At 44.5% G+C, this 18,677-nt stretch carries 19 protein-coding genes; 11 read left to right on the top strand and 8 right to left on the bottom strand.

Annotated elements, in window-relative coordinates:
• Positions 1 to 4 precede the first annotated feature (4 nt).
• The 3 genes from waaF to LZG75_RS10755 are packed head-to-tail and all read right to left on the bottom strand — an operon-like array spanning position 5 to position 2,197.
• The gene (gene waaF, locus LZG75_RS10765) at positions 5 to 1,108 is read right to left on the bottom strand and encodes a lipopolysaccharide heptosyltransferase II (protein ID WP_370634758.1); all 1,104 of its coding nucleotides are present in this window, start codon (positions 1,106 to 1,108) and stop codon (positions 5 to 7) included.
• Positions 1,059 to 1,268 (bottom strand): zinc-finger domain-containing protein, encoded by a 210-nt coding sequence (locus LZG75_RS10760; RefSeq protein ID WP_233924672.1) that lies wholly within the window; start codon positions 1,266 to 1,268, stop codon positions 1,059 to 1,061. The genes waaF and LZG75_RS10760 overlap by 50 nt, the downstream gene beginning before the upstream one ends.
• Positions 1,269 to 1,273: 5 nt before the next feature.
• Positions 1,274 to 2,197: a branched-chain amino acid transaminase gene (locus LZG75_RS10755; protein WP_233924624.1), complete on the bottom strand. Its 924-nt coding sequence runs from the start codon at positions 2,195 to 2,197 to the stop codon at positions 1,274 to 1,276.
• A gap of 186 nt (positions 2,198 to 2,383) precedes the next feature.
• Between LZG75_RS10755 and LZG75_RS10750 the strand changes: the two genes are divergently transcribed.
• Genes LZG75_RS10750 through LZG75_RS10720 form a run of 7 tightly spaced genes read left to right on the top strand, consistent with a single transcriptional unit; the run spans position 2,384 to position 9,949 of the window.
• A complete protein-coding gene (locus LZG75_RS10750; protein ID WP_233937505.1) occupies positions 2,384 to 3,607 on the top strand; it encodes a phosphoglycerate kinase in 1,224 nt (407 codons plus the stop codon).
• A 14-nt stretch (positions 3,608 to 3,621) separates the two neighbouring features.
• Positions 3,622 to 5,058, top strand: coding sequence for a pyruvate kinase (pyk, locus tag LZG75_RS10745; protein WP_233924626.1), 1,437 nt, complete (start codon positions 3,622 to 3,624; stop codon positions 5,056 to 5,058).
• Between the two features lie 44 nt (positions 5,059 to 5,102).
• The gene (fba, locus tag LZG75_RS10740; RefSeq protein ID WP_233924627.1) at positions 5,103 to 6,167 is read left to right on the top strand and encodes a class II fructose-bisphosphate aldolase; all 1,065 of its coding nucleotides are present in this window, start codon (positions 5,103 to 5,105) and stop codon (positions 6,165 to 6,167) included.
• Between the two features lies 1 nt (position 6,168).
• Positions 6,169 to 7,077, top strand: coding sequence for a phosphoribosylaminoimidazolesuccinocarboxamide synthase (locus tag LZG75_RS10735; protein WP_233924628.1), 909 nt, complete (start codon positions 6,169 to 6,171; stop codon positions 7,075 to 7,077).
• Positions 7,078 to 7,123: 46 nt separating this feature from the next.
• On the top strand, positions 7,124 to 7,624 hold the full coding sequence (purE, locus tag LZG75_RS10730) for a 5-(carboxyamino)imidazole ribonucleotide mutase (RefSeq protein WP_233924629.1): 501 nt from the start codon (positions 7,124 to 7,126) through the stop codon (positions 7,622 to 7,624).
• 28 nt (positions 7,625 to 7,652) lie between these two features.
• Complete coding sequence (locus tag LZG75_RS10725) at positions 7,653 to 8,843, top strand: 5-(carboxyamino)imidazole ribonucleotide synthase (RefSeq protein ID WP_233937504.1); 1,191 nt, start codon at positions 7,653 to 7,655, stop codon at positions 8,841 to 8,843.
• The gene (locus tag LZG75_RS10720) at positions 8,840 to 9,949 is read left to right on the top strand and encodes an L-threonylcarbamoyladenylate synthase (RefSeq protein ID WP_233937503.1); all 1,110 of its coding nucleotides are present in this window, start codon (positions 8,840 to 8,842) and stop codon (positions 9,947 to 9,949) included. The genes LZG75_RS10725 and LZG75_RS10720 overlap by 4 nt, the downstream gene beginning before the upstream one ends.
• On the opposite strand, the gene dacB is transcribed toward LZG75_RS10720, so the two are convergent.
• Positions 9,895 to 11,451, bottom strand: coding sequence for a D-alanyl-D-alanine carboxypeptidase/D-alanyl-D-alanine-endopeptidase (gene dacB / locus LZG75_RS10715; protein WP_233937502.1), 1,557 nt, complete (start codon positions 11,449 to 11,451; stop codon positions 9,895 to 9,897). The genes LZG75_RS10720 and dacB overlap by 55 nt on opposite strands.
• Positions 11,452 to 11,689: 238 nt before the next feature.
• Here dacB and LZG75_RS10710 point away from each other — a divergent pair, with 238 nt between their 5' ends.
• Entirely contained in the window at positions 11,690 to 11,968 is a 279-nt protein-coding gene (locus LZG75_RS10710; RefSeq protein ID WP_233924633.1) for an HU family DNA-binding protein, read from the top strand.
• A 55-nt stretch (positions 11,969 to 12,023) separates the two neighbouring features.
• Here the strand turns inward: LZG75_RS10710 and LZG75_RS10705 are convergent, their stop codons facing one another.
• The 4 genes from LZG75_RS10705 to LZG75_RS10690 are packed head-to-tail and all read right to left on the bottom strand — an operon-like array spanning position 12,024 to position 15,620.
• Complete coding sequence (locus tag LZG75_RS10705) at positions 12,024 to 13,553, bottom strand: response regulator (protein WP_233937501.1); 1,530 nt, start codon at positions 13,551 to 13,553, stop codon at positions 12,024 to 12,026.
• On the bottom strand, positions 13,505 to 14,152 hold the full coding sequence (locus LZG75_RS10700; RefSeq protein ID WP_233937500.1) for a hypothetical protein: 648 nt from the start codon (positions 14,150 to 14,152) through the stop codon (positions 13,505 to 13,507). Before LZG75_RS10700 ends, LZG75_RS10705 begins: the two co-directional genes overlap by 49 nt.
• Positions 14,152 to 14,775 (bottom strand): response regulator transcription factor, encoded by a 624-nt coding sequence (locus LZG75_RS10695; protein ID WP_233937499.1) that lies wholly within the window; start codon positions 14,773 to 14,775, stop codon positions 14,152 to 14,154. The genes LZG75_RS10700 and LZG75_RS10695 overlap by 1 nt, the downstream gene beginning before the upstream one ends.
• A 20-nt stretch (positions 14,776 to 14,795) precedes the next feature.
• Positions 14,796 to 15,620 carry a diguanylate phosphodiesterase gene (locus tag LZG75_RS10690; protein ID WP_233937498.1) on the bottom strand — a complete coding sequence of 275 codons (825 nt, stop codon included), beginning with the start codon at positions 15,618 to 15,620 and terminating at the stop codon, positions 14,796 to 14,798.
• Between the two features lie 303 nt (positions 15,621 to 15,923).
• Here LZG75_RS10690 and groES point away from each other — a divergent pair, with 303 nt between their 5' ends.
• The 3 genes from groES to LZG75_RS10675 all read left to right on the top strand — a co-directional run bounded on the left by groES (position 15,924) and on the right by LZG75_RS10675 (position 18,666).
• Positions 15,924 to 16,214, top strand: coding sequence for a co-chaperone GroES (gene groES / locus LZG75_RS10685; protein ID WP_233924637.1), 291 nt, complete (start codon positions 15,924 to 15,926; stop codon positions 16,212 to 16,214).
• 27 nt (positions 16,215 to 16,241) lie between these two features.
• Complete coding sequence (gene groL, locus LZG75_RS10680; protein ID WP_233924638.1) at positions 16,242 to 17,897, top strand: chaperonin GroEL; 1,656 nt, start codon at positions 16,242 to 16,244, stop codon at positions 17,895 to 17,897.
• A 115-nt stretch (positions 17,898 to 18,012) separates the two neighbouring features.
• Positions 18,013 to 18,666 carry a DsbA family oxidoreductase gene (locus tag LZG75_RS10675; protein ID WP_233924639.1) on the top strand — a complete coding sequence of 218 codons (654 nt, stop codon included), beginning with the start codon at positions 18,013 to 18,015 and terminating at the stop codon, positions 18,664 to 18,666.
• Positions 18,667 to 18,677 lie beyond the last annotated feature (11 nt).

Here is an 18,677-nt window from a genome sequence, read left to right as displayed (position 1 = left end):
TTTCCTAAAGATTCAAGGCAGTAAAAACCTGCGCTGGAGTAATTTCTTGTAAACAGGCTAAGGTGCCAAGCGGACAGGTGCGCTGGTAGCAAGGACTGCAAGGTAAGTGTAACCAAATGACGCTAGCTTTAATCGATTGGGGGGGAGTATGGTGTGGGTCGCTTGAACCAAAAATAGCCACTTGCTGAATTTCTAAAGCTGCCGCAATATGCATTAGGCCTGAATCATTGCTCACCATTGCTTGACAATTTGCAATGGTAGCAAGTGCCTGATTAAGGCTAGTGGTGCCACACCAATTATGTAAACGGGCGGTGTTAATCCCCGAATTTTTTGCTTGTTCCTGAATAGATTGACCTATTTCATGATCGCTAGCACTGCCTAAAATGATGATGTGGGCGCGCATATTGTGTTGCAAAATCATCGCGGCAAGGGCCGCAAAGTGTGAACTTGGCCAGCGTTTTGCTGGGCCAAATTCTGCGCCGGGTGCCAAAACATAGAGCGCCGCAACGTCAATTTTTTCTTTGGCTAAGCGTTGCTGAATTTCAGTTTGATCCTGATCAGGAATAAATAAACGCGCTGGCTTACTGGAGACCAACTCGCCTATAGGTAAGGCTAACTTGGGGAGCAAATGCAATAATTTGGCGTAGTGTTCCACCATCGGCCCGCGCGCGGTTTGCGGTGGATTAGCTAAAGCATGGGTGATTAATCCCCAGCGCATTTCTCCACGATAGCCAATTCGAACAGGTATTTTTGCCAACCAAGGGATGAGGGCAGCTTTTAAACTATTCGGCAAGATAAAACAGGACGTGTAATGAGCCAAACGGAATTGTTGTGCTAGTTGCAAACGCGTACGCCACTGTAATTTGCCGTGCTGAAGTGGCACCTCAATTACCTGATTCACTTCGGCGCAAGCGCGATAAATAGGCGCCACCCAAGGCGTTACGAGCACATCAATATGGCAAGTAGGAAGTGCCTGCTTAATGGCCGCAATGAACGGCTGACTCATCACCGCATCACCAATCCAATTTGGGGCGATGATGAGGATACGAGTAACCGAGTTAATGGCCGTGGGGCGCGGTTCCGGGAATGAGGCGATATTCTGTTCCACAATAAGGACACTTTGCTTGACCCGTATCGACGATATCGAGAAAAACGCGCGGATGTAAATTCCAGCTAGGGCTTGCGCCAGGCGGGCAGTGTAAAGGCAAATCTTTACCATCAATCATGATGGGCTTTAAGTTTGCTGAGGATTCGGTAGTCACTTGCATTGTCATTACTTCACTAGGGTTAGCCATGACTTATAACGCTCATTTTTCCCATAGACCGTAGAGAAAAATACATCTTGAATTTGCTTGGTAATAGGTCCTTTTAGGCCATCGCCAATCATCCGATCATCAAGCTCACGAATCGGTGTTACTTCAGCTGCAGTGCCCGTGAAAAACGCTTCATCGGCGGTGTAAACTTCATCGCGCGTGAGACGCTTTTCTTTGACTTTAAGCCCTAGGTCATGAGCAATATCAATAATTGAGTCGCGGGTGATGCCATCTAGGCACGAAGCAAGATCAGGGGTATACACAATACCGTTACGCACCATAAAGAAATTTTCACCCGAACCTTCCGAAACATATCCTTCGGTATCTAGTAGTAGCGCTTCATCATAGCCGTTGGCAGCGACTTCTTGGTGCGCCAAAATAGAGTTAATGTAGTAGCCTGATGCTTTTGCGCGAACTAATGAAGAGTTCACAAAGTGGCGTGTGAAGGAGGATGTCTTTACGCGAATTCCTTTATTTAAGCCGTCTTCCCCAAGGTATGCTCCCCATTCCCAAGCGGCAATGGAGGTATGAATGGTATTGCCGGTGGGCGAAACCCCTAATTTTTCTGAGCCAATAAAAACAATTGGCCGAATATAGCAAGCCGCTAATTTATTATCTTTAACGACATCGATAATGGCTTGGGTAATTTGCGCTTCGTTATAGGGAATTGGCATTTGGAAAATTTTCGTGCCATTAAAGAGGCGCTTAACGTGTTCTTTAAGGCGAAAAATCGCTGGGCCATCAGGAGTTTTATAAGCCCGAATACCCTCAAATACCCCCATACCGTAATGCAGGGAATGGGTGAGTACATGAATATTGGCATCACGCCAGGGAACCATCTTCCCATCAAACCAAATAAAGCCATCGCGGTCAGACATCGACATGTTTTTACCCTTTGTAGCAGTTTAAGAAAAAGCCCTTTGAAGCCTATGAGCCAAGCTGGCTAGGCATTTAAAGCACTTATTGTAGAGCAGGTAAGCTCTTTATTGAGCGCGCCAGTAAAGAAGGTGGTGGGAGAGGTGAGTTTTCATTAAAATGGAGGCCATTTCCCTTAATTTCAGCTGCCTTCTATGCCTGCCACCCTTTTTAATGTTAAGCGCCTTAGCGACCTCGTAACCACGGGTCAACTGCAGGGCAAGCGAGTACTAATTAGGGCTGATTTGAATGTACCCCAAGATGAAACCGGAAAGATCACCGAAGAGACCCGCATCAGGGCCTCGATGCCCGCAATACAAATGTGCCTCGATGCGGGTGCGGCGGTAATGGTTACATCGCATTTAGGTCGGCCTACTGAAGGGCAATTTAGGCCAGAAGATAGTTTGGCGCCAGTGGCTCGCCGTATTGCGGAATTATTAAATCGCAAGGTTGCGCTAATTAGTGGCTGGGTTGATGGTGGCTTTGAAGTGAAACCAGGTGAATTAGTACTCTTAGAAAATTGCCGTCTCAATGTAGGCGAAAAGAAAAATAGCGAAGTCTTAGCCAAGAAGATTGCCGCATTATGCGATGTCTACGTTAATGATGCATTTGGCACTGCACACCGTGCCGAAGCCACCACTTATGGGGTTGCCCAATTTGCCCCCATTGCCTGCGCCGGCCCTTTAATGGCGGCAGAATTAGATGCCCTTAGCCGTGCGCTGGCCAATCCAAAGCGCCCGCTGGTGGCAATTGTGGCTGGATCCAAGGTTTCTTCCAAGTTAACCATCTTAAAATCATTAGCGAGCAAAGTTGATGAATTAATTGTCGGTGGCGGAATTGCTAATACATTTATGTTGGCCAAAGGCTTGCCAATTGGCAAATCGTTAGCTGAGCCCGATTTAGTGCAAGAAGCACGCGACATCATGGAGTTAATGGAAAAGCGCGGTGCGCATGTACCGCTTCCCGAAGATGTGGTGGTCGCAAATGAGCTTTCACCTTTAGCCAGAGCCAATCGAGTAGCAGTTAGCGAGATTGCACCCGACGATATGATCCTTGATATTGGTCCAAAAGCAGCAGCAAAATTATCGATTATGTTAGCTAATGCTGGCACGATTGTCTGGAATGGCCCCTTAGGGGTATTTGAAATTGACCAATTTGGTGGTGGTACCAAAATGTTAGCTGCGGCAATTGCCCATTCACCTGCGTTTTCAATTGCTGGCGGCGGCGATACTCTAGCGGCCATTGCGAAATATGGCATTGAAAAACAAGTCGACTATATTTCTACGGGTGGTGGCGCATTCCTCGAATTTCTTGAGGGGAAAACGCTACCAGCTTTTGCAGTATTGGTTGAACGAGCCAAAGAAAATAATAAAGAATAACCCTAAAGGACAGCATGTTAAGAGCTACAAAAATTATTGCCACCCTCGGCCCTGCTTCAGAAAAGCCCGAGGTATTACGCGAGATGATTCGAGCGGGCCTCGACGTCGTGCGACTTAATTTTTCTCACGGTACCGTTGCCGATCATTTGGCGCGGCATAATTTGGTGCGCACGATTTCAGCAGAAATAGGCCGTGAAGTTGGCATTATGGCTGATTTACAGGGCCCTAAAATTCGCGTTGGTAAGTTTGCGAATGGCAAAGTGCAACTACAAGAGGGTGCACCATTTATTTTAGATGTCGCTTGCGAATTAGGTAATGAGGAGCGAGTGGGTCTTGATTACAAAAATTTACCTCAAGATGTTAAAGCTGGTGATCGACTATTGTTAAATGATGGCCTGATAGTTTTACGTGTAGTTAGCGTGCAGGGTAAGGAGATTCATACTCTAGTTGAGCTCGGTGGTCCGCTGTCGAATAACAAGGGAATTAATCGCGCTGGTGGTGGCTTAACAGCGCCGGCCCTAACCGAAAAAGATATTCAAGATTTAGATGCAGCGATTGCGATGGGCGTCGATTTCATCGCTATTAGCTTTCCTAAAGATGGCGCCGATATGGCAATTGCCCGTAAGTTGGCAGATGCAGCTAGCGTCAAGCATGGCGTTGGCAAAGTGAAGTTAATTGCTAAGGTGGAGCGGGCAGAAGCAATTGTGCCCGAGGCCTTGGCTAGCATTATTCATGAGAGCGATGGCATTATGGTGGCCCGCGGTGATTTGGCGATTGAAGTTGGCAACCCGGCAGTACCAGCACTACAAAAACGAATGATTCGTTTAGCTCGCGAAGCGGATAAATTTACGATTACCGCAACCCAAATGATGGAGTCGATGATTAGTGCCCCCGTACCCACTCGCGCAGAAGTGAGCGATGTTGCAAATGCCGTTCTCGATGGCACAGACGCCGTCATGCTTTCAGCCGAGTCTGCTACAGGCCTTTATCCAGTAAAAACCATTGAGCAAATGGCCGAAATTTGTATCGAGGCTGAAAAATCAGAATCGGTACGATTAGATACCGACTTTTTGGATCAAACCTTTACCCGCATTGATCAATCTATCGCCTTAGGGGCTTTATTTACAGCCCATCATTTAAATGCAGCTGCGATAGCGGCGTTAACTGAGTCAGGATCAACCCCGATTTGGATGAGTCGTCATAATATTCATGTACCCATCTTTGCACTGACCTCTAAGGTATCAACCCAAAGAGCTTTAAGCACCTATCGTAATGTCACTCCAATTAGCATTGAAGTCAGCAAAGACCGTGAAACTGCATTGCGCCAAGTTGAAGAACGATTAAAAAAGAGTGGGGCGGTCAAGTCTGGCGATACTATCGTATTAACCATTGGTGAGCCGATGGGTGAACCCGGCGGTAGTAATACATTAAAAATTGTTAAGGTCAAGTGAGTAAACTGCATTCACTGTTTTTATTTTTTCTTTAGAGGATTGCTATGCCCTTGGTATCAATGCGTCAATTATTAGATCATGCTGCTGAAAACAACTATGGCTTGCCTGCATTTAACGTCAATAATTTGGAGCAAGTACAGGCCATTATGAGCGCGGCTGACGAGGTTGGCTCACCAGTCATCATGCAGGCTTCAGCGGGCGCCAGAAAATACGCAGGCGAGGCATTTTTACGGCATTTAATTTCAGCTGCAGTTGAATCCTATCCCCATATTCCTATTGTGATGCATCAAGATCATGGGCAAAGCCCAGCAGTCTGTATTGCTGCCATTGAAAGTGGCTTCACTAGTGTGATGATGGATGGCTCACTCGAAGCTGACGGTAAGTCAGTGGCTAGTTATGAGTACAACATTGCTGTCTCTCAAGAAGTAGTTAAGCTTTCACATGCGATTGGGGTTACCGTAGAGGCTGAATTGGGTGTTTTAGGTTCTTTAGAGACCATGAAAGGCGATAAAGAAGATGGTCATGGCGCCGATGGCACGATGACCCGCGAACAGTTGCTTACTGATGTTGAGCAAGCGGCTGACTTTGTTAAAGCGACCCAATGCGATGCCTTAGCTATTGCAATTGGTACTAGTCATGGCGCTTATAAGTTCACTAAGAAACCTACTGGTGATATTTTGGCGATCGAGCGTATCCGCGAAATTCATGCGCGCATTCCGAATACCCATTTAGTGATGCATGGCTCATCTAGCGTGCCGCAAGAATTATTAGCGATCATTCGTGAATTTGGTGGTGAGATGAAAGAAACTTATGGCGTGCCAGTTGAAGAAATTCAAATTGGTATTAAAAATGGTGTACGCAAAATTAATATTGATACTGATATTCGTTTGGCGATGACAGCTGCCATTCGCCGTTATTTATTTGAAAACCCGGGTAAGTTTGATCCACGGGATTATTTAAAGCCTGCCCGTGAAGCTGCAAAACTGATTTGTATTGCACGCTATACCGAGTTTGGTTCCGCAGGGCAGGCTAGTAAAATTAAACCCATCTCCTTGGAAAAAATGGCCGCGCGCTATCGAGCTGGTGAGTTGGCGCAGATCGTTAAATAACATGGCTGCTCTCTATACTAGTTCGATTCAATCTTTACCTTTGCTGTCCAAAGGAAAGGTTCGAGATGTATACGCAATTGGCGACGATAAATTACTGATGATTACGACTGATCGCTTATCGGCTTTTGACGTCATCATGGGTAAACCGATTCCTGAAAAGGGAATTGTGCTCAATAAAATGGCCAATTTTTGGTTTCAAAAGCTTGCGCATCTGATTCCAAATCATTTAACGGGCATCAATCCGGAATCCGTCGTTAGCCCAAATGAGGTAGACCAGGTACAGGGGAGGGCGGTAGTTGCAAAGCGCCTACAACCTATTTTGGTCGAAGCCGTAGTGCGGGGCTATTTAGCAGGTAGTGGCTGGAAAGAATATCAGGCGAGCGGTAGTGTGTGCGGCATTGCTTTACCGGCAGGCTTACAGAATGCCCAGAAATTGCCGGCACCCATTTTTACTCCTGCTGCAAAAGCGGCTGCTGGTCACCATGACGAAAATATAACTTTTGCTGAAATGGTTAAGCGCATTGGCGCACCTTTAGCTGAGCAAATTCGTGCGGTAAGTATTCAACTGTATCAAGAGGCTGCCGCTTTTGCAGCGGAGCGGGGCATCATCATTGCTGATACGAAATTCGAATTTGGCCTAGATGCAAATAATCAACTGGTTTTAATGGATGAAATTTTAACTGCAGATTCATCACGATTTTGGCCCGCGGAAACTTATCAGCTTGGTATTAATCCGCCCTCTTACGATAAACAATTTATTCGCGATTGGCTCGAAGCAATTTCAATTGATGGTAAGCCTTGGTCTAAGCAAGCGCCCGCTCCCGATTTACCCGATGAAGTGATTAATCAAACCGCAGAAAAATATCGAGAAGTGTTAGCGCGCTTAGTCAGCGTAACTAAGAAAAACTAAATTAATGTTACTAAATGGATGAGGGTATTGGGCGAGAGGAAAGAAAATGAGCACTAAAAAACCACTAATTGGTATTGTGATGGGCTCTGATTCTGATTGGAGCACCATGGAGGCTGCGGCACAAATTTTGGAGCTATTTGCTGTACCCTTTGAATGCCAAGTGCTTTCCGCACACCGTATGCCAGATGCGCTGTTTAGTTATGCAGAACAAGCGCAAGCCCGTGGTTTACGGGCCATTATTGCTGGCGCAGGCGGCGCCGCACATTTGCCGGGTATGTTGGCAGCCAAAACACAGGTACCTATTTGTGGCGTTCCTGTACCGAGTAAATATTTACGTGGCGAAGATTCACTATATTCTATTGTGCAAATGCCTAAAGGTATTCCAGTTGCCACTTTTGCTATTGGAGAGGCAGGAGCGGCGAACGCAGCTTTATATGTAATTGCCACTCTGGCTTTAGATCATCCTGAATTAAGTCAACAATTAACCGAGTTTCGTGCTCAACAAACTGCAAAAGCAAGCGCAATGACATTACCGCGGAGCACTTAAATATGGTGAAGCAAGATGGTGACGCAATATGCTTGAGTATTTAACGCCGATATTACCCGGCGCGTATTTGGGTATGTTGGGTGGCGGTCAATTGGGCCGAATGTTTACTCAGGCAGCGCAAGCCATGGGTTATAAAGTCTGCATTCTTGATCCAGACCCGTTAAGCCCCGCTGGCGCTATTGCCGAAAAACACTTGGAAGCAAACTTTACTGATAGTGCCGCCTTAAAAGAAATGGCTGCTATCTGTCAGGCAGTCAGTACCGAATTTGAAAATGTACCAGCCCAAACATTAGATGAGTTAGAGGCTTTAGGAGTGTATGTTGCACCTCGCAGTGATAGTGTTTCGATTGCACAAAATCGAATTGCAGAGAAAATCTTCTTAAGCAAATGGAAATCAGCAGTGCATATTGGCCCGGTTCCCTATTGCGTGATTGAAAATCAAGCCGCAATCGATGCGCTAGATGAAACCCTATTACCTGGAATTTTAAAAATAGCGCGGCTGGGTTATGACGGTAAAGGGCAGATTACTGTTGATTCCCTAGCTGAACTGAAGCAAGCTTGGCATAATTTTGCTCAAGTACCCTGCGTACTTGAAAAGCGCATGGATTTAGCCTTTGAAGTATCGGCTTTGGTAGTCCGCGGCTACGATGACGCGGTGGTGGTCTATCCCATTGCGCAAAATATCCATCGCAATGGCATTTTGCACACCAGCACAGTGCCAGCACCCTCACTAAATTCTGATCAAGAAAAGCGTGTACTACAGGCAGCAAAGACTTTAATCAGGCATCTGAATTATGTGGGCATTTTATGCATTGAATTTTTTGTACTCAAGAGCGGAGAAATTTTTGCTAACGAAATTGCTCCGCGGCCACATAATTCTGGGCACTACACGATGGACGCGAGTGTCACTAGTCAATTTCAACAACAGGTTAGGGCGATGGCACGCCTACCCTTAGGCGATACCCGTCTATTAACCCCAGTATCGATGTTAAATTTATTAGGCGACTTATGGTTTAAGACAGGAACTATTGACGAGTTACCCCAAGAGCCTGACTGGGCGAGCGCCTTAAGTCACGATAGCGCGAAATTACATTTATATGGCAAGTCGGTACCGTTGTCTGGACGAAAAATGGGTCACATTAACTGTCTTGGCGCTAGTCCGGTAGAGGCACGCCAAATTGCTGCAGCTGTTGCTGGCGATTTAGGTATCGAGCCTTGATTGTAGAGGCAGTTCGGCGCTTAAACAATGGCGAGTTGGTGGCCTTTCCAACCGAAACAGTTTATGGTTTGGGCGCAGATGCAAGCAATGATCTGGCAATTCAAAAAATATACGCTGCCAAGGGTCGCCCAAATGATCATCCCTTAATTGTTCATCTTGCTGCGCCAATGACATTGCTAGCCGATCCAAAAACCACCACAGATGTGCTTGCTGATGCGTGGCTTAAAACAGTAAGCCCTTGGGTGCGCGATTTGCCGCCAGCGGCGATGCAACTGATTCTTGCTTTTTGGCCGGGCCCCTTAACTTTGGTGTTAAAAAAGGATAAGTGTGTTTTAGATGTCATTACTGGTGGGCAATCTACCGTTGCTATTCGCTCGCCTAATCATCCATTAGCACAAGCATTATTAATGGAATTTGGTCGGGCTTTAGTGGCCCCTTCTGCTAATCGCTTTGGTAAAGTTTCACCAACCCGCGCAGCCGATGTGCATGCAGAGTTTGGTAATGACAGTGACATCTTGGTCTTGGATGGCGGCGATTGTGAGTTCGGTATTGAATCTACCATTGTTGATTTAAGCGCTACCGATGGTATACGCCTATTAAGGCCAGGCATGATTACGCCATCAAATATTTATGCCAAAACAGGTTTACAGATAGACACCTTTAATTCTTCACAGCAGGAAACTGAGGTTCCGCGTGTATCAGGTAGTTTGAAGGCGCATTACGCACCGAATACGCCTTTGCAGCTTTATCAAAGTGACAATTGGCAAACTATTCTCCATGAATTCGATACGCAAATAGCGAAACAAAATCACGTTCGTAAACTACGCATAGCACTAGGTATTTGGGGGTCGATTACAGGCTTACCAACTGTGGCACCCAATATCGCTCTAAGCGGTATTCAACTAGAAACATTTACCCTGCCAAGCGATCATGTGGGTTTTGCCAATAGCCTATATCGAACCTTGCGTGATTTGGACCTGCAGCACTACGATATTATTTTATTGCCGGAACCGCCAGCCGGTGAGGTTTGGGACGGCGTTCGTGATCGACTTCAGCGTGCTGCTTTTGGGTCTGGACCATCCTCGGCTAACCAAGTTAGTAATTGATCATGAGCTTCTTGTCCGCGATACGCATTTGGGTGATTAATAAAAGAACTGACTGCATACAGCTTCCCCGATTTACTCAGCACATAGCCTGCAATCGCTTTTACATCAACTAAGCTTCCGGTTTTAACGCGAATTTCTGGGCGCAACTTTAAATGCAGCCAGCCCCGTATGGTATTCAAAAGACGATTTCTCATCGTGCCATCATTGCCTGCCATAGGCAAACTTTTGAAAAATAATTCACCGTTTGGTAAAGATCGCGCGGCAATTAATAAATCATTCATATGCTTTGCAGAGATCGCTTCTATGCGCGATAAGCCGGAACCATTTTCTAATACGAGTTCAGGAAATTGCATTCCTTGTCGCTGTAGCCACCCTTGAATCACTTTTTCAGACTTCATTACAGTGGCTGGTTTACCCATTTGATCTAAAGCAAGCGTTAGGAAAAGTTGTCGAGCCATGACATTATTTGAAAATTTATTGATATCAAATATCGCATCAACGAGCTTAGTACCCTCATATTGCACAATTGGGTTAAACGCACTAGGTACTAAACCGCTTTTACCCTGAGGTGGCTTAAGCCATTCGCCCCCAGCTAACTGCCAAGCTGCAGTAAAGCCAAGAGTAAGAAAAGTATTGGGATCAAAAGCAACGACGTTATAGAGCACATTCTGGCAGGCATGAGGAAATGAGCCTGAAAAAGTTGCTTGCCAGTCCGCGGGTAGAGCCCCAGTTTTTGCTGGCGGTGAATCGGGACTAATATCCAAATTCAGTTCTTTACGCCAATCCTCGCAGGCCCCTGCTTGAAGATTTAACTGGTTAATAATCTTGAGGCGGGCCAATTCAGGGGTATAGCTTATCTCTGTAGTTTGCGCTCCCTTATTCGCACTCAATTGAAACGAGAGGGTACGAAAGGCATAGAGTAATGGGTCAGGCTGAACGTTATAGGAACGTAGCGCTTCACCATCAATTAAATTACTGTCGAGTAATGCCGGGTCATAAGCACTTCGGTCAAAAATTAAATTACCATCTATTTTCTGGATTCCTAAAGCCCGCAAATTCTTAATTAGTTTTGCGAGAGATTCTGGAGTGAGTTTGGGGTCTCCCGTACCCTGCAAATAAATATTCCCTTTCAAAATATTATTGCGTATAAAGCCATCGCTATAAACTAGCGTTCGCCAGCGATAATTGGGTCCTAGAACATCAAGCGCTGTCAGGGTTGTCAAGATTTTCATCGTGGATGCCGGATTCATGGCAATCTCACTACGCCAATTAACTAACTCATGCATTGGAAGTGGTGCAGGGGTCTTGAGTTGCTGGTTTTTAGGTATTTCAGATACTGCAATACTGATAGCACTTAAAGGCAATTGATTTTTTTCTAAAGCAACTAAGACTACTTTGGGAATAAATTGAATTGACTTTTGCTTAGAAATTGAGGGATCGGCAGTTTCCTCGGCAGCCCAGGAATTGTTGCAGAGCAAAATAATGATAGTAAGTAGAAACACTAGCAAAAATAGAGTTAAAACACCTCTGCGCCATAACAGTGGATTTGGAGGGGCGAAGAGGGCGTGGTTTATTGGCACAAGCAGGGGCAAAATAAAAAAAATGCGCTAATTTCCTGTATTCGGGTAAATTATTTGATAGGATAAACCTCAGTAGCACTGACATAAAGAATTCAATGTAAAGAGATTAGGCTGGTAAGCCTGCAAATTGTGAATTTGTACTTATATTCGAGGAGATAGCATGACTAAATCAGATTTAATTGATGCAATCGCAGCAGGCGCTGATCTGAGCAAGGCAAAAGCAGATGAGGTATTAAATATTACCCTAGAGACCATTAAAATGGCCATTATGAAAGGTGATGCTGTGCAGTTAGTTGGGTTTGGTGGTTTTTCAGCGGGCTCACGTGCTGCACGAATGGGTCGGAATCCAAAAACCGGCGAGGCAATTAAGATTGCCGCTTCTAAAACAGTAAAATTTGCAGCTGGTAAAGCCTTTAAGGATGCTGTAAATAAACGCTGATTACTTTAAGGCAATGGTGGATATCAAAAGCGGCCTTTTAGGGCCGCTTTTTTACTTATTGACTTTCGGCCTGGGCAAGACCAATGGACTCGATAAGAATGTTTTCCTGCTGCAGAAGAAGTTGTAGTTTTTGGTTGATATCTGGCGCACCTAATTGCAGATCACGCTCTAGCTGAGTACAGGCTGCAACAAATTGAGACTCATTAATCAATAAAGCACCACCTTTAATTTTGTGTAAATAATGAGTTAATTCATTAGTGTCTAAAGTTTTTTCATCCAACATTCGTAGACATTCTTGATGAACTTTTAGTACTTCAGCCAAAATTAATAATTCAGTTGGTGAGTGATGGCCATGCTGAAGCCCAAGCGCAAAAAAAGGTTTGGTGCGATTTAAATTCTGCGCAATTAAATTGTTACTCGATTCGAAATAATCGGCTAATTTATTTTCTAGGGTAATAATACTAATGGGTTTAATGAGCACAGCGTTCATGCCAGCTGATAAAAAACGCTGACGGGCCTCAAGAGCATAAATATCAGCGGTAACACCAATGATAATAAGATCTTGATAGCCTTGTTGGCGTAATAATTGCGCCAACTCCTCCCCTTTCATACCGGGCATGGAATGATCAGTAAAAACTAAATCAAAGTGTGTGTTTTGAAAATGTGTAAGGGCATTTTTACCATTCGTGCAAACCGTAACCTGAATGCCAAGTGCTTGCAATTGCAAAGAAAGAATTTCGCGACTAGCAGGGTGATCTTCAACTAATAAGGCACGAATCGTTTGGCCCATTGAATTAGTAAAACAAGGTGCATTCGGTCGCTCAATAATAGGATAGTGGTAATTTTGCGCAGCTTGAGTAGTGCGCGGAAAAACACTGGAAAAATAAATTGCACTACCCATTTTGGGGTAACTTTCAAAATGTAAGTGGCCACCCATTGAGGCAATTAATTGCTTCGAAATTGCTAAGCCCAAACCACTGCCGTAGTCGACATTAATATTAGTCGTATTAGTGGCTTGTAAAACTTGCTCAAATGGCTGCAGCGCACGTTTAATTTCTGCATCAGTCATGCCAATGCCGGTATCAATTACTCTGAATTCGATTAATTGCCCGGCATGATCGTCGGCGAGCACATTAACCGCAAAATAAATACTTCCTACTTCAGTAAACTTAATTGCATTGCTAAGTAAATTATGTAAAACTTGCCTCAAGCGCATAGCATCAACTAGCAACACTTCAGCAATTGTCGGATCTAAACGACTGATTAATTGCAAGCCGCGTTTACTAGCCAAGGTAGAAAAAGTCGCATCAATTTCGGTTATCACATTTTTAAGACAATGCGGCAGAGGGTTTAGGATTAGTTTGCCTGCCTCAATCTTAGATAAGTCAAGCACTTGATTAAGCATACCGAGTAAGCCTTCAGCTGAGCGATGCGCATTTTTTAATAAAGACTTTTCGCTCGCAGGAAAGCGCGCACTTTTTAAGAGTAATTCTTGCACCCCTAATATGGCATTCATTGGGGTTCTAATTTCATGGCTTAGGGTCGCAAGAAAAGCCGATTTAGCTGCATTCGCATGCTCTGCCATTTTTTTTGATCTACTAAATTTTGCACGATGCCCGCTTGACCTCGATGTTGTTTTTTGAGGTTCCAAATCCAATACACTAGAGTGAGACTAATTAAAACGAAGGTAAAGCCAACGATTAATAAGGCCTGATCAGTAAATGCTGGTGCAGCCGAATGTGAGACTAAAGGGCTGTGGATTGTTTTTGCCAAGATACTATCAAAAGGGCTAGCAGAATGATGCAGTAACCAGGCATAAGGTGGATCAATAATAAAGTCGACCTTGCCTTGGGAGATGTCTTTCAGACCATCATCATCGCCCTTGCGCCAAACAGCTAAGTACTGCTGCTGGGTATGTTGCTGTAATTGGGTAAGAAGCTGATGATAGGCGCCTGCAGGTTCTTTGCTGTCACCTGGGTGCAAATGCATAGCATTTTTCTCATGAATACTAAAGTGCACAATCGGTTTTAATTTCAGCCATTGTAATTCCTCAGTATTAAAGGGGTCGTGGGCTAGCGCACTAGTAACGCTACTCAGCAAAAGAAAGGCTAGTGATATAAGCCAAGCGTAGTTAGCACTTAAGCAGACTAACCCTTGACGCCCCATTAATACTTGAATTTTCATTAACCTTCAATAATATTGTTGTTACGACAAAACAAAATAAGATCGGCAATGTTATTAATACCAAGCTTGTCATATAACCGTGCCTTATAGGTTGCAACGGTTTTACTGCTGATATGTAATACATCTGAAATATGTTGATTGCTACTACCCCGACCTAAATACTTCATGATTTGTAATTCACGATCTGAAATCAGTTTGAGTTTCTCGCCATCAGTTAATGCACTATTGCCATTTCTGCCATGGGAGAAAAACGTATAGTTTTGAGAAACCGCTATACAGGCTGAAATAATAATATCGGCGTTCGCAGTTTTATTAACAAAGCCATGTGCACCTAATGAGCGTACGCGGCTACCGTATACGCTTTCATCGAGGCTAGATAGAACGAGAATGCGAATTTCGGGATACATTAAGCCAATTCGCCGAATGACATCAAAGCCATCGGTCTTCGGCATATCTAAATCTAAAATAATAATATTGGGATTTGTTTGCTTAATCATTTGCATGCACTCTTCCCCATTTTGGGCTTGTGCAGCAACCTCAAATAACAATTTTTCATGCACAATACTTTTTAATGCCATCAACATTGCTGGATGGTCATCGACTAACATCACACTTTTTCTCATAGCTTGTCTCCGTTACGGTTTTATTGGGGCTTTACTGAAAAGATGGCTTTTGCCAGGCGACTATCGTTGATTTGTAATAATTGATGACGGCTTACAGGCGGCATCATTAAGCCGCCGTAGCAGAAGTTAGCTGCAAGCTTTTGGGCTGCAGTGAGATCGCTTACGAGAGAAATTCCGCCGATATAGATCGCGCCATAGTTTTTTTTGCACACGCTAGCAAGATCGACGATAGATTGATGCTTAAGCAGATTGGATCGCAGTTGCTGAGCAGATAGGTGCACACCATCAAAGCGCATCTCATCGAGATGTTTTATTTCTTGCGGTGAACCTGAAAAATGGAGTAAGTGCAGCATTAAGCCAATTCTGCGCAGACGGGCTAAGCCACTTTGGTAGTCATGCCAAAACTGGGCTGGGGGTAGATTCATGATTCCAAGCGCGACCAGACCAACCGGTAAACGGGAATTTAAAACCAAATCGCTAATCGCATCGACCTGACTGGGTTGACAGAGTGTTTTAGCAGCAATAGGCAGAATAGTGGGCACCGGTTTACTAAAGCTCTGCCAATATTGAATAGCATCGAGTCCATCCATGAAGAGTCGCAGCACCTGGGAATCATTAGCCTGCAGCAAGGGCTGAAAAAGCGCTCCGCTAAGCTTGCTTCCAGATTGATTAAAAATGGGCTCATAGCTAATGGATTGTCTTTTCGACCAGAGCGCTTCAGCCTCAAAACCTACCGAGTTGTTGATCTCACTTCCTAGGGTAGAGCCACTAGCATCGTTAACCGCTTGGAAGGGCTTATTCTTCCAGCTTTTAACAAGCGTATACAGCCGGGATTTTGGGATCATCAGCGTTCTCCAATCGGTAACTGTCCAGTCTATTCAGGTCAGCAGGGGTTGATAAGCAGGTAAGACTGATTTTTATGTAGGAATTCACCTACAAACAGTCTTTTTAAACAGCACCCCCTTGAAAAAACCAGAAAAGGAGCTATATAATCAGCACTCTCTATAAACGAGTGCTAAAGCAGTCGTTTCGCCATTAATCTGGTGGAATTCAGGTTTTACTGCTTATATTTAGTTGTAGAGCAATTATAACTCCATGATGTATATAGGGTTTTTATTTAGTTAACACTTACTAACTTAGGAGAAGGAATGAATCTGCGTCCTTTACATGATCGAGTGATCATCAAGCGTTTAGATCAAGAAACCAAAACTGCTTCAGGAATTGTGATTCCAGATGCAGCCGCTGAAAAACCAGACCAAGGAGAAATTTTGGCTGTTGGAGCCGGTAAGCGCGACGATAGCGGCAAGTTAAACCCACCCGATGTCAAAGTTGGCGACCGAGTTTTGTTCGGTAAATACGCCGGTCAAACCGTCAAAGTTGACGGCGATGAGCTTCTCGTGATGCGCGAAGAAGACATCATGGCAGTTGTCCAAAAGTAATCGAGCTTTTACGAAAGGAATTTAATCATGGCAGCAAAAGACGTAGTTTTTGGCGATAGCGCGCGGACCAAAATGGTCGAAGGCGTAAATATTCTCGCAAATGCAGTAAAGGTAACGCTAGGCCCTAAAGGCCGTAACGTAGTTATTGAGCGTTCATTTGGTGGTCCAACCATCACTAAAGACGGCGTAACCGTAGCGAAAGAAGTCGAATTAAAAGACAAGCTGCAAAATATGGGCGCACAAATGGTGAAAGAAGTTGCTTCTAAAACCGCGGATATCGCTGGTGATGGCACTACCACTGCAACCGTTTTAGCTCAATCGATTGTGCGTGAAGGCATGAAGTATGTAGTTTCCGGCCATAACCCAATGGATTTAAAGCGCGGCATTGATAAAGCAGTTAGCGCCGCTTTAATTGAATTGAAAAAAATTAGTAAGCCTTGCACCACTACCAAGGAAATTGCACAAGTAGGTTCTATTTCAGCTAATAGTGACCATAGCATTGGTCAGCGTATAGCTGAGGCAATGGAAAAAGTGGGCAAAGAAGGTGTTATTACTGTTGAAGATGGCAAATCACTCGAAGATGAATTAGAAGTCGTTGAGGGTATGCAATTTGACCGCGGTTACCTTTCGCCCTATTTCATCAATCAACCAGAAAAACAAGTGGCGATTTTAGAAACCCCTTACATTCTGTTGTTTGATAAAAAAATCAGCAACATTCGTGATTTGCTCCCAGTACTCGAGCAAGTAGCTAAGTCGGGTCGTCCATTGATGATTATTGCTGAAGATGTTGAAGGCGAAGCCTTGGCAACTTTGGTTGTGAATAACATTCGTGGTATTTTGAAGACTTGTGCTGTGAAGGCGCCAGGTTTTGGCGATCGTCGCAAAGCCATGCTCGAAGACATCGCCATTTTGACTGGTGGCCAAGTAATTGCTGAAGAAGTAGGTTTAACTTTAGAGAAAACTACACTTGAGCATTTAGGTCAAGCCAAGCGGGTTGAAATTGGCAAAGAAAATACCATCATTATTGATGGCGCAGGCGATTCCAAAGCCATCGAAGCTCGCGTTAAAAATATTCGTGTGCAAATCGATGAAGCAACCAGCGATTACGATCGTGAAAAATTGCAAGAGCGCGTGGCTAAATTAGCTGGCGGTGTTGCAGTAATTCGTGTTGGTGCTGCTACCGAAGTAGAAATGAAAGAAAAGAAAGCCCGCGTTGACGACGCCTTGCATGCAACCCGTGCAGCTGTAGAAGAGGGTATTGTGCCTGGCGGTGGCGTAGCATTAATTCGCGCTATGCAAGGCATTAAAGGTTTGAAAGGCGATAACGCTGATCAAGATGCTGGTATCAGTATTGTCTTGCGGGCTATGCAAGAGCCATTACGCATAATTGTTTCCAATGCCGGTGACGAAGCTAGCGTAGTAGTCAATGCTGTTGAGGCGAGCAAAGGCAATAATGGCTATAACGCCGCTACTGGCGAGTATGGCGATTTAGTTGCTCAGGGCGTAATTGATCCAACTAAGGTAACAAAAACTGCCTTAGTTAATGCTGCTTCAGTTGCTGCTCTCTTGTTAACCACCGATTGCGCAATTTGTGATTCACCTAAAGATGAGTCTGGCGGCGGCATGCCAGGTGGCGATATGGGTGGTATGGGCGGTATGGGCGGCATGGGCGGCATGATGTAATTGCTGTCCCTTTCAGCTTTAACCGCAATAATAAAACGCCTGGTTCAAAAGATCAGGCGTTTTTCAATTTGACTGTAATATTGATGATTATTCAATTATTAAAATGATTCAAACAATGAAACCAAAAATAAAAATTGATGTTGTTTCAGATGTCGCTTGTCCATGGTGCGCAGTTGGCTATGGCGAGCTTAATAAGGCCATTGAAGCAATGGCTGATGAGGCTGACTTTGAAATTCACTTTCAGCCATTTGAGCTAAATCCACATATGCCAGCAGGTGGTCAAGACGCAGTAGAGCACTTAACGCAAAAGTATGGCTTATCTCCAGAACAAGTGCAAGTGAATCAAGCGCGTATTCGCGCTCGTGCTGCGGCAGTTGGTTTTGATTTTCATCCTGCCGGAAGGAAAAGAATTTACAATACTTTTAACGCCCACCGCCTTTTATATTGGGCAGCTAAAGAGTGTGGTTTACCTGCTCAAGCAGCGCTTAAAAAAGAATTATTAAATACCTATTTTTGTTTAGCAGTCAGCATGGATGATGTAGATAATGTGCTTGCTGCAGTTGGCCGCGCAGGATTAGACCAAGCTCGTGCTAAGGCAGTATTAGAAAGCGATGAATTTAGCCAAGAAGTTCAGTCACAAAAACAGACTTTTCAAAACTTAGGAATTCATGGGGTGCCTGCATTTATCTTAAATGATCAGCACTTAATTGAAGGCGCGCAATCATCTGCAGTATTGCTGAATAGTTTTAAGCAACTGCTGGAAGCTTAAAATTAAACACA

It is taken from the genome of Polynucleobacter sp. IMCC30063, assembly GCF_021395235.1.
In the GTDB taxonomy this organism is placed as follows: domain Bacteria; phylum Pseudomonadota; class Gammaproteobacteria; order Burkholderiales; family Burkholderiaceae; genus Polynucleobacter.
This window is presented reverse-complemented; position numbering and strand designations above follow the sequence as displayed.

Coding starts and splice junctions, on each gene's coding strand:
- LZG75_RS10695 (WP_233937499.1), bottom strand. CDS start 14,775: ATGAGAAAAAGTGTGATGTTAGTCGATGACCATCCAGCAATGTTGATG.
- fba (WP_233924627.1), top strand. CDS start 5,103: ATGCCCTTGGTATCAATGCGTCAATTATTAGATCATGCTGCTGAAAAC.
- groES (WP_233924637.1), top strand. CDS start 15,924: ATGAATCTGCGTCCTTTACATGATCGAGTGATCATCAAGCGTTTAGAT.
- LZG75_RS10750 (WP_233937505.1), top strand. CDS start 2,384: ATGCCTGCCACCCTTTTTAATGTTAAGCGCCTTAGCGACCTCGTAACC.
- LZG75_RS10710 (WP_233924633.1), top strand. CDS start 11,690: ATGACTAAATCAGATTTAATTGATGCAATCGCAGCAGGCGCTGATCTG.
- LZG75_RS10700 (WP_233937500.1), bottom strand. CDS start 14,152: ATGAAAATTCAAGTATTAATGGGGCGTCAAGGGTTAGTCTGCTTAAGT.
- purE (WP_233924629.1), top strand. CDS start 7,124: ATGAGCACTAAAAAACCACTAATTGGTATTGTGATGGGCTCTGATTCT.
- LZG75_RS10675 (WP_233924639.1), top strand. CDS start 18,013: ATGAAACCAAAAATAAAAATTGATGTTGTTTCAGATGTCGCTTGTCCA.
- LZG75_RS10735 (WP_233924628.1), top strand. CDS start 6,169: ATGGCTGCTCTCTATACTAGTTCGATTCAATCTTTACCTTTGCTGTCC.
- LZG75_RS10690 (WP_233937498.1), bottom strand. CDS start 15,620: ATGATCCCAAAATCCCGGCTGTATACGCTTGTTAAAAGCTGGAAGAAT.
- LZG75_RS10760 (WP_233924672.1), bottom strand. CDS start 1,268: ATGCAAGTGACTACCGAATCCTCAGCAAACTTAAAGCCCATCATGATT.
- LZG75_RS10705 (WP_233937501.1), bottom strand. CDS start 13,553: ATGGCAGAGCATGCGAATGCAGCTAAATCGGCTTTTCTTGCGACCCTA.
- LZG75_RS10725 (WP_233937504.1), top strand. CDS start 7,653: ATGCTTGAGTATTTAACGCCGATATTACCCGGCGCGTATTTGGGTATG.
- LZG75_RS10755 (WP_233924624.1), bottom strand. CDS start 2,197: ATGTCGATGTCTGACCGCGATGGCTTTATTTGGTTTGATGGGAAGATG.
- pyk (WP_233924626.1), top strand. CDS start 3,622: ATGTTAAGAGCTACAAAAATTATTGCCACCCTCGGCCCTGCTTCAGAA.
- groL (WP_233924638.1), top strand. CDS start 16,242: ATGGCAGCAAAAGACGTAGTTTTTGGCGATAGCGCGCGGACCAAAATG.